This is a genomic window from Microbacterium sp. 18062 (genome assembly GCF_902706225.1).
Taxonomy (GTDB): Bacteria; Actinomycetota; Actinomycetes; order Actinomycetales; family Microbacteriaceae; genus Microbacterium.
On record NZ_CACSKB010000046.1, the window covers coordinates 19,047 to 29,079 of the forward strand.

The 10,033-nt window shown below is 70.4% G+C and carries 7 protein-coding genes; 2 read left to right on the top strand and 5 right to left on the bottom strand.

Annotation, left to right across the window (positions count from 1 at the left end):
- Window positions 1-115: 115 nt before the first annotated feature.
- The 5 genes from GVL03_RS15040 to GVL03_RS15060 form a co-directional block, all read right to left on the bottom strand.
- Entirely contained in the window at window positions 116-1,786 is a 1,671-nt protein-coding gene (locus GVL03_RS15040; protein WP_159501824.1) for an ABC transporter ATP-binding protein, read from the bottom strand.
- A complete protein-coding gene (locus tag GVL03_RS15045) occupies window positions 1,783-2,730 on the bottom strand; it encodes an ABC transporter permease (RefSeq protein ID WP_159501825.1) in 948 nt (315 codons plus the stop codon). Before GVL03_RS15045 ends, GVL03_RS15040 begins: the two co-directional genes overlap by 4 nt.
- Entirely contained in the window at window positions 2,720-3,649 is a 930-nt protein-coding gene (locus GVL03_RS15050; protein ID WP_159501826.1) for an ABC transporter permease, read from the bottom strand. The genes GVL03_RS15045 and GVL03_RS15050 overlap by 11 nt, the downstream gene beginning before the upstream one ends.
- A 170-nt stretch (window positions 3,650-3,819) precedes the next feature.
- Window positions 3,820-5,439, bottom strand: coding sequence for an ABC transporter substrate-binding protein (locus GVL03_RS15055; protein ID WP_159501827.1), 1,620 nt, complete (start codon window positions 5,437-5,439; stop codon window positions 3,820-3,822).
- Window positions 5,440-5,621: 182 nt separating this feature from the next.
- Window positions 5,622-7,475, bottom strand: a complete 1,854-nt coding sequence (locus GVL03_RS15060; protein ID WP_159501828.1) for an ABC transporter substrate-binding protein — start codon at window positions 7,473-7,475, stop codon at window positions 5,622-5,624.
- Window positions 7,476-7,819: 344 nt separating this feature from the next.
- Between GVL03_RS15060 and GVL03_RS15065 the strand changes: the two genes are divergently transcribed.
- The gene (locus GVL03_RS15065) at window positions 7,820-8,632 is read left to right on the top strand and encodes a CPBP family intramembrane glutamic endopeptidase (RefSeq protein ID WP_235038191.1); all 813 of its coding nucleotides are present in this window, start codon (window positions 7,820-7,822) and stop codon (window positions 8,630-8,632) included.
- Window positions 8,633-8,903: 271 nt separating this feature from the next.
- Window positions 8,904-9,947: a hypothetical protein gene (locus GVL03_RS15070; RefSeq protein ID WP_159501829.1), complete on the top strand. Its 1,044-nt coding sequence runs from the start codon at window positions 8,904-8,906 to the stop codon at window positions 9,945-9,947.
- Window positions 9,948-10,033: the final 86 nt, after the last annotated feature.

A 10,033-nucleotide genomic window follows, 5' to 3' on the forward strand; every position in this document is an offset into this window, starting at 1 on the left:
AGAAGGGTGGTGACGACGCCGCTGCGCAGGAGCGCATCGCCGAGCAGGAACGCCGCGACGGCCGCCGAGCCGATGAGCCCGACGGGCGCCGACGTGGATCGGTGGACGGTACGGGTCAGCGCGTGCCTCCGAGCGGTATGGACGCACCCGGGATCGCGTCGAGGAGACGCCGGGTGTACTCCTCGGCGGGGTTCGCGAAGATCTCGTCGACCGTGCCCTGCTCGACGATCCGCCCCCGCTCCATGACTGCGACCGTGTCGGCCGCCACGCGCACCACCGCCAGGTCGTGGGTGATGAAGAGGTAGGTGAGCCCGAGCTCGGACTGGAGCTCCGCGAGGAGCTTCAGGATCTGGTCCTGCACCAGCACGTCGAGCGCCGAGACCGCCTCGTCGAGCACGACGATGTCGGGCTTGAGGGCGAGAGCGCGCGCGATCGCGACGCGCTGACGCTGCCCGCCGGAGAGCTCGCTCGGGTAGCGCGTCGCGAGATCCTGCGGGAGTGACACCTGGTCGAGCAGCTCCCGCACCCGCGCCCGCCGGGATGCCCGGTCGCCCACCTTGTGGATGTCGAGCGGCTCGGCGATCGTGTTGCCGATGTTGCGGAGCGGATCGAGCGAGCCGTACGGGTCCTGGAAGACCGGCTGCATCCGCCGCCGCAGCGCGAAGGCGTCCCGGCCGGAGATCCGCGAGATGTCCTCGCCGTCGATCTCGATCGTGCCGGAGGTCGGCTCCTCGAGCTTGAGCACCATCTTCGCCACCGTCGACTTGCCCGAGCCGGACTCGCCGACGAGGGCGAGGGTCTTGCCGCGCGGGATCTCGAACGAGACCGCGTCGACGGCGCGGAACGGCTCGCTGCGGAAGCTGCCCTGCCGGATCTTGTAGTCCTTGGTCAGCTCCGAGACCCGGACGGTCGGCGGGATCGCCTCGAGATCCTCGCTCGTCTCGATGCCGCGGCGCTCCGCGACGGCCTGCAGGCGCTGCGAGGCGATCGACGGCGCCGCGGCGACGAGCCGCTGCGTGTAGGGGTGCAGCGGGTTCTGCAGGATCTCGCGGCTGGGACCCGCCTCGACGATCTCGCCGTCCTGCATCACGATGATGGTCGAGGCGCGCTCGGCGGCGAGGCCGAGGTCGTGGGTGATGAGCAGCACCGAGGTGCCCTTCTCCCGCGTGAGGGTCGCCATGTGGTCGAGGATGACGCGCTGCACCGTGACGTCGAGCGCCGAGGTGGGCTCGTCGGCGATCAGGAGCTTCGGGTCGGCGGCGAGGCCGATCCCGATGAGCGCGCGCTGCCGCATCCCGCCGGAGAACTGGTGCGGGTACTGGTGCAGGCGCTTCTCGGCGTCGGCGAGACCGGCCTGCTTGAGCACCTCGATCGCGCGGGCGTTCACCGCCTGGCGTCCGGACGCGATGCCGTTCGCGCGGATGGCCTCCTTCACCTGGAAGCCGATGCTCCACACCGGGTTGAGGTTCGACATCGGGTCCTGCGGGACGTAGCCGATGTCGCGGCCCCGGACCTTCTCCATCTGTCCGGGCGTCAGCTCGGTGAGCTCCCGTCCGTCGAGGGTGATGCTGCCCGAGGTGACGTGTCCCGTCCCCGGGAGGAGGTTCACCACGGCCGAGGCGGTCGTGGACTTGCCCGACCCGGACTCCCCCACGATCGCGACGGTCTCGCCGGGGAAGACGTCGAGGTCGACGCCGTGCAGCACCTCTCGGCTGCCGTTCTGCGTGTCGAAGGCGACGCGCAGGTTCCGGATGCGGAGCAGCGGGGTGGCGGTGGTGTCGCTCATCGGCGCGCCCTCGCTCTCGGGTCGAGGGCGTCGCGGATCAGCTCGCCCAGCAGGATGAACGCGAGGACCGTCACGGTCAACGCGATGGACGGCCAGATCAGTGCCATCGGGGCGACGCGCAGCGACGTCTGCGCGTTGCTGATGTCCGCGCCCCACGACATGACGCCGGACCCGAGCCCGACGCCGAGGAACGCGAGTGTCGCCTCGGCGACGATCGCGGCGGCGAGAGCGAGGGTCGAGAGCACGATCAGCGGGGCGATCGCGTTCGGCACGACGTGCGAGACCAGGGTCTGGAACCGCGACTGCCCGAGGGCGCGGGAGGCCGTGACGAAGTCGGCCTGTCTCACCCTCAGGATCTCGGCGCGCACGACACGCGCCGTCGACGCCCACGCGAATCCGCCGATGGCGAGGGCGAGCGTGAACACGTTGCGGTAGTTGGAGAACACGCTCATGACCACCACGGCCGCCAGGATGTAGGGGATCGCGAAGAAGATGTCGCCCACGCGCGAGAGCAGCGAGTCGAGCCAGCCGCCGTAGAAGCCGGCGAGCGCGCCCATGACCAGGCCGATGGAGGAGCCGATCAGCGTCGCGAGAAGTCCCACCGCGAGCGAGGTGCGCGAGCCCCAGACGATGCGGGCATAGATGTCGCATCCCTGGAATGTGAACCCGAGCGGATGGCCGGCGGCGGGACCGCCGTTGCTGTTGGCGAGCTGGCAGTTGTCGTTGGGCGGGGTATGCGTGAAGAGCGTGGGGAAGGCCGCCATCAGCAGCACCACCGCGACGATCGCCAGCGAGATCCAGAACGTCGGGCGCTTGCGGAGGTCCCGCCAGGCGTCCCGCCACAGGCTCGACGGCTTCTCGTCGACTCGGACGGCGTCGACGACGACCGCCGCGTCCTTGATCGGGGCGACGAAGTGTGTAGGCAGATCGGAGTTACTTGACATAGCGAATCCTCGGGTCGAGCAGACCGTACAAGAGGTCGATGACGAGGTTGACGAGCACGTAGAGGATGACGAAGACCGTGACGAACGAGACGATCGTCGGGCCCTCGTGCTTCAGGGTCGCGTCGAAGAGGGTCTTGCCGACGCCCGGCACGTTGAAGATGGCCTCGGTCACGGTCGCGCCCACCAGCAGCACGCCGAAGTTGGTGGCGGAGTTGGTGATGACCGGGATGAGGGAGTTCCGGAGCACGTGCACGGGGATGACCCGCCGGCGCGGGAGCCCTTTGCTGTAGGCGGTGCGCACCCAGTCCTGGTTGAGCGTGTCGATGACCGAGCCGCGCATCAGGCGCATGCTGGTCGCGTAGAGACTGACGCCGAGGACGAGGGCCGGGAGCCAGAGATCGCCCCAGTCGTTCTGGGCGCCGACCGTCGGCCGGAACCAGCCGAGCTGGATGGCGAGGAAGTACTGCGCGAGGAACGCCAGCACGAAGATCGGGATCGCCACGAAGACGAGCGAGATCACGAGCGACACGTTGTCGAAGATCTTGCCCTTGCGCAGGGCCGAGATCGTGCCGATGATGATGGCGAGCGTGAACTCGATCGCGATCGCCATGACCGCCAGCCGACCGGTGACGGGGAGCGTGCGGGCCAGGACGTCGTTCACCGACTGCCCAGAGAAGGTGTTGCCCAGGTCGCCCTGGAAGATGCCCATCAGGTAGTAGAAGTACTGGACGATGAACGGCTGGTCGAGGTGGTACTGCGCCTCGAGCTGTGCCAGAAGGGCGTCACTGGGCGTCTTGTCGCCGAAGAGGGCGAGGATCGGGTTGCCGGGCATGGCGAACACCAGGAAATAGATCAGCAGCGTCGAGCCCAGGAAAACCGGGATCACCTGCAGTATGCGTCTGAGGATGTAGCCGAGCACCCTCTCTCCCTCCGCTCACAGGACACGAGCCCTGTCGCACTCTCGGCGCGACAGGGTGCAGTATCCGCTAACAGCATCGTGCCGCGCGGATGGCGCGAGCGCGAGTGCCTGGACAGACCGCGAGGCGGTGACGGGGTCGTCACCGCCTCGCGGCTGCGATCGAGAAGGCCTCAGCCCTTGGTGATCGCGTAGTACACCGGAACGGAGTTCCAGCCGAACTGGACACCGGAGACCGTGTCCGCGTAGCCGCCGACGACGTTCTGGTACCAGAGCGGGATCGCGGGAAGCTCCTCGAACAGGATCTCCTGCGCCTGCTCGTAGCTCTCGTTCGCGGCGTCCAGGTCCTCTGCGGCAGCACCCTCCGCCAGCAGGGTGTCGACCTCGGCGTTCGAGTAGTCGCCGTCGTTCGCCGATCCGCCCGTCGCGTACAACGGCGCGAGGAAGTTGTACATGCCGGGGTAGTCGGCCTGCCAGCCGGTGCGGAACGCGGTCTGGATCGTGTCGCCGGTCACCTCGGTGCGCAGCGAGGCGAAGTCCACGTACGGCACGCCCGCCGCCTCGATGCCGAGGGTGTTCTTGATCGAGTTGGCGACCGCGTCGACCCAGGCCTGGTGCGGCCCGTCGGAGTTGTAGGCGAGCTCGAACGTGCCCTCCCACGGGGAGATGGCGTCGGCCTGTGCCCACAGATCCTGGGCACTCTCCGGGTCGTAGTCCAGCACCTCGGCCCCGGGGACCGAGTCCGACCACCCTGCGATGACGGGGGAGGTGAAGTCGCTGGCCGGTGTGCGGGTGCCCTGGAAGATCGTCTCGGTGATCTCGTCGCGGTTGATCGCCAGCGAGAGCGCCTCCCGACGCAGCTGCCCCTCCTCGCCGGAGAAGTGGGCGAGACGCTCAGGGATCGTGAAGGACTGGAAGATCGCCGCCGGCTGGTTCACGGCCCGATCGCCCAGGTCCGACTCGTAGCTGGCCAGTGCCGAGTCCGGCAGGTAGTCGAGAACGTCGAGGTTCCCCGCGAGCAGATCAGCGTATGCGCCGTCGAGCGAGGCGTAGAAGACGAAGGTCACTCCACCGTTCTGCGCCTGGCGCCCGCCCGTGTAGTCGTCGTTCTTGACGAGTTCGATCTGCACGTCATGCTGCCACGCCGACTCGCTCGCGAGCTTGTAGGGGCCGTTCCCGATCGGGCTCTCACCGAAGGCGTCGATGTCCTCGAACGCCACCTCGGGGAGCGGGTAGTAGGCCGAGTACCCCAGCCGCAGCGCGAAGTCCGCCGCGACGGGCGAGCTGAGCGCGATCGTGAAGGTGTAGTCGTCGATCTGCTCCAGACCCGTCAGCTCCGCGTCCGCATCCGCGCTGAAACCCTCGATGTCGGAGAACCACGACTGGTTCAGCTGGGCGTTCGAGATCTGTGCACCGTAGTTCCAGGCGTCGATGAAGTTGTCGGCGGTGACCTCCTCGCCGTCCGTGAAGGTCTGCCCCTCCTTCAGCGTCACGGTGAGGGTCGACGAGTCGTCGACCGTGATGGAGTCGGCGACGTCGTTGACGATCGCCCCGTCGGCGTCGTAGTAGGCGAGCCCGGCGAAGAGGGCGTCGACGATCCTGCCGCCCCCGACCTCGTTCGTGTTCGTCGGGATCAGCGGGTTCTCCGGCTCCGAGCCGTTGGCCGTGATGACGGCCGTGGCGTCGCCGTCGTCCGTCGGCTCGGACGACCCGCCGCTCGCGCAGCCGGCCAGGGCGAGTGCCCCGATACCGGCCAGCGCGACGCTCGCGAGAGCGATTCTGCTGCGCTTCACTGTTCCTCCTGTGCAAGGGATGATGCGAGCATGACGAAGCTGTGCGATCGTCATGTCGCGGATACGAGAACGATAAGCACGCCCCTCGCGATGGTCAAAACGGTTGCAGGAATAGTTACAGAGCTTTAACGTCTGGCGTGTCTCGCAGAGCAGATTGCTCAATCACGACGTGGACCGTCGTTTCAGCCGGGCGAGACCGAGTCTCTCGGGGTCGGAGACCCGGTTCCGCGAACGCCCGTCGGCATCCACTGGGAGAACGCCGCGAGCACCCCGTCCGGCCCCGACGCGGCAGGCACCTCCGCGACGGCGTCCGACCACAGGGTCACGATCGGCACGGCGAAGAGCGGGAGCGTCCAGGCGTGGTCCGCGATAGCCGCATCCAGATCGGCGAGAACGGCGTCGAGGGACGCCGCGTCCGTCTGCGCGCCCGCCTCGGCGACGAGGCCGTCGACCCTCTCGTCCGACCATCCGTAGAGGTTCTGCGCGCCGGCGGTGTCGAAGCCGGCGGCCAGCGCGAGAGGCGCCGAGGGGTCGGCGTCCCAGGCGAACAACGCGGCGTCGTACGCGGTGGGCGAGCCGGCCAGCGCCGCGGCCCAGTCCGCGCGCGACACGTCGACGACCACGATGCCCGCCTCTGCCGCAGATGCCGCGATCCGGGCGAACGCGGCGGTGCGGCGCGCATCGCCCTCGCCGAAGAGCAGCCGCACCGTGGGGTCGGGCACGTTCGCCTCCGCGAGCAGATCCATCGCCCGGGCGATGTCGGGGTCGTCGGCGGATCCCGTCGCCGTGGGCACCGGCTCGGCGTCGGCGCCCGAGACCGCGTCGTCGGCCGCGACGGGATCGGGGGCGCGTACCGCCGAGGCGCGCACCGTCGCATCCGGCGCGTAGGGGGTGACGAGCTCGGCGAGCATCGCGTCGCGTGGCACGGTCGCGAGGAACGCGGCGCGCACCGCCTGCGCCCTCGTCTCGTCGCCGCCGTAGGTCGCCGGGTCGAACACTCCCCCGCCGGCGGTCTGCAGATCGATGTGGTCGAACGCGGTCCCCGCGGCGATCCGGTGCCCCGCGGCCTCCTCCGCCGTCTCGACCGCCTCGGCGGTGGCGGGCACCGCGGCGACGTCGATCTCGCCCGATGCGACCGCGGCGGCACGGGCGTCCGCATCCGGGATCGAACGCACGGTGAGACGTTCGATCCGCGCGGACGGGCCCCAGACGAAGTCCGGGTTCGCGTGCAGCTCGACGCTGCCGTCGTCACCCGCTCGGTCGAACAGGTACGCGCCGTTGCCGATCGCGGCCTCGGGCGGCACCGATCCGTCGAGCACGTAGTCCTCACGGAAGGCGCGGGACACCGGCGCGAGCCAGTCGAGGTCGTCGTCGCGGACGGCGGCGATGAGGGCCTGCTTCGCGTCGTCGGCGGTGTCGTACTCCCCCGGGTGTCCGAGCATCACGGTGCCGTGCGCCGAGACCGGCAGCACGTCGAACGCGGCCTCCCCGTCGGCGACGGGCGAGTCGTAGACCAGGGTGATGCTGCGGCCGTCGCCGCCGACCTCCGGCACCTCCGTGACGAGGTCGAGCCCCCGATCGCGCCCGGCGCCCGTGTCCCAGCGGGTCGCCGGCCGGCCCTCGGCATCCGGATCGCCGCCGGTGCGATGGGTCGTGCCCACCGCCCACGCGAGCAGCAGGTCCGCGGCGTCGACGGGCGCGCCATCCGACCACCGGACGCCCTCGTGCACCGTGTAGGTGACGGTGAACGGGTCGTCGGAGTCGACGCGGATGCTGCCGAAGCGCTCCTGCGCGACGCGCTCGCCCGTGGGCTCCTCCCGCCAGAAGCCCGAGTTCGTGACGGTCGCGAGGCCCGCATCGGCCGCCGTGTCCTGGCCGAGCACGGCCGGGTTGAGCGAGGTGACCGGGGCGCTCTGAGCGACCGTGAGCGCGGAGCCCGGCACGACGCGGTCGACGTCGTCGGGAGCGCACGCCGTCAGGCCCACCGCGAGAGAGGCGACGACGGCGATCGCGGCGGATCTCGTGCGGGACCGCATCCGTGCTCCTTCGGATCATCGCCGGTTCGGGTGATGGCGGGTTCGGGTGATGGGATGGGAGGGGATCAGGCCGACCAGCCTCGCACACTTTATTGCGGCCGCCTGAGAGCGTCTGCCCCGGCGTCCTGCCCCGGGCACGGGCGGCGACCCCGTGCACAACTCAGGCAACGCGCGCTCTCGTGCACGGCCAGACGGGCACAGGCGTCGGATCTCCTGAGTTGTGCACGTCCTGCGCTCGTCGCCGCCGCGACGACCGATCCGCTCACCCGGAGTGGACCTATGCGCTCACCCTGAACGAGACCGGACACCGCGGTCACGGCGACGCGCTGTGGCAGGCTGACGGGGTGACGAGAGCGATCAGGCCGTTCGCGGTGTTCGATCCGGACCGGGTGTCGCGCGGCGACCGCGCCCGTCTGACCTGGGAGATCTGGCTCGTGCTCGCCGTCTCGGTCGGGCAGTCGGCGCTCTACTCGGTGCTGTCCCTCGTGCGGACGGTGCAGCGCTCGCTCGAGGAGAACCAGGCGGTCGGCGACCAGCAGACGCAGCTGAACCCGACCCGCGACTCGCAGGCGTTCTGGGATGCGCTCTACCAGTTCCTGAGCATCTTCTTCTCCCTCGCCCTCGTCGCGCTCGTCGTGTACCTGCTGTGGGAGCCCGGGTCGAACGCGCTGCGTCGCATCGGGCTCGACTTCCGGCGCTTCGGCGGCGACCTCGGCCGCGGGATGCTGCTGGTCGCTGCGATCGGCGTCCCCGGACTCGCCCTGTACATCGCGGGACGCCTGCTGAACGTGACCGTCGGGGTCGTCGCGTCGCCGCTCGACGCCGCCTGGTACACGGTGCCGCTGCTGCTGCTCGCGGCGCTCCGGGCAGGGCTCACCGAGGAGGTCGTGTTCCTCGGATACCTCTTCGACCGCCTGCGCCGGCTCGGCTGGGGGTGGTGGCACATCATCCTCGCGACGGCGGTGCTCCGCGGGCTCTACCACGCCTACCAGGGCGTCGGCTCGATCCTCGGCAACATCGCCATGGGCATCGTCTTCGGCTGGTGCTACCGCCGCTGGGGCCGCGTGATGCCGCTCGTGGTCGCCCACACCCTCATCGACGTGGTCGCGTTCGTCGGCTATCCCCTCGCCGCATCCTGGTGGCCCGGCGTCTTCTGAGGCCCGTGCGGCCCGCGGGTCGGGGCTGCGGCCCGGGGTCGGGCGGCCCGGGTTCGGGTCGGGCGGCCCGGGTTCGGGTCGATGGACCGCGAGACGGGTTCCTCGCGCCGAGGCCGCGGGTGAACCCCACTGTCTCGGCGCGAAGATCCTGTCTCGCGGATCGTGGGTGGTGGGAGCCACCGGTCCTCCACAGACCGGGCGTCGCACGGGAGCGTCCCCGGATGGGAGAAACGGCCGGCGGGCGGGCGACCGCGCCGCGCAGCATGGGCGGATGCTGACACCACGAGACATTCCGCACGCCCTGCCATCACCCGTCCCCCTTCTCAAAGCCCGTGACATCCCCCATCCGGAGAGGGGCGTCGTCCGCGGAGAGCTCGTGCTCGTCCGCCGCGGCATCTACGCGAGCGCAGCGCAGTGGGCGGCGCTCGCACCCTGGGACAGGTATCTCACCCGCGTCCACGCCGTGGCGATGCTGTGGCCCGACGCCGTCTTCTGCCACGAGTCGGCGGCGGCGCTGCAGGGGATGCCGGTGTTCGGGGACCCCTTCGTCGTCCACATCATCGCCGGCCCGCAGGCGACATCCGGGGTGAGCGGCGGCATCCGCGTCCACACCGCGCGTGCGACACGCGAGCTGCACGATCTGGACGGGCTGATGACGACGACACCCGTGGAGACCGCGGTCGATCTCGCGCGCTCGCGTCATGAGGTCGTCGGGCTGAGCGTCGCGGATGCCGCGCTGCGCGCCGACCCGACGGCGAGCGTCGAGATGCTCGTGGCCCGCAACGAGGCGCGAGCGAGCAGTCGGGGCCGTCGACACGCGCGCTGGGCGCTCCATCGGGCGAACGCCGAGTCCGAGACGGTGCTCGAGTCGGCGAGCAGGGCCGCGATCGAATGGCTGGGGTGCCCTGAACCGCTTCTTCAGCGGCGGTTCCTCACGCCGCCCGACCACGAGGACCGATCCGACTTCTGGTGGCCCGGCGTGCGCGTGGTCGGGGAGGCCGACGGCGACCTCAAGTACGACGGCCGGTTCGGTGACGCGCCTCCGCTCCTGCGCGCTCGGCGCACGAGGGATGCGCGCCTCCGCCGCCACGCCCGGAACGTCGCGCACTGGGGCTGGTCGGACGTCGCCGAGTTCCCCTCGCTCGACGGCATCCTCCACGGCGCGGGCATCGTCCGGACGTTCGGCCGGGACACCGCACGCCTCAGCGGGATGCGGCAGGTCATGTCGCCGCGCGACGCACAGGATCAACCCGGCCTACGGCTCGCACCTCGACCACCCGCGAGACTGTTGGTTCGCGCCGAGACAGAGGGGTGACCCCACGGTCTCGGCGCGAAGAACCCGTCTCGCGGCCCCCACGCTCCGCGGCGAGCGGGCGCGAGCGGGCGCGAGCGGGCGTGGGC

Bases quoted from the DNA above. Each gene is read 5' to 3' on its own strand.
- GVL03_RS15045 (WP_159501825.1), bottom strand. From the start codon at position 2,730: ATGTCAAGTAACTCCGATCTGCCTACACACTTCGTCGCCCCGATCAAG.
- GVL03_RS15060 (WP_159501828.1), bottom strand. From the start codon at position 7,475: ATGCGGTCCCGCACGAGATCCGCCGCGATCGCCGTCGTCGCCTCTCTC.
- GVL03_RS15070 (WP_159501829.1), top strand. From the start codon at position 8,904: ATGCTGACACCACGAGACATTCCGCACGCCCTGCCATCACCCGTCCCC.
- GVL03_RS15040 (WP_159501824.1), bottom strand. From the start codon at position 1,786: ATGAGCGACACCACCGCCACCCCGCTGCTCCGCATCCGGAACCTGCGC.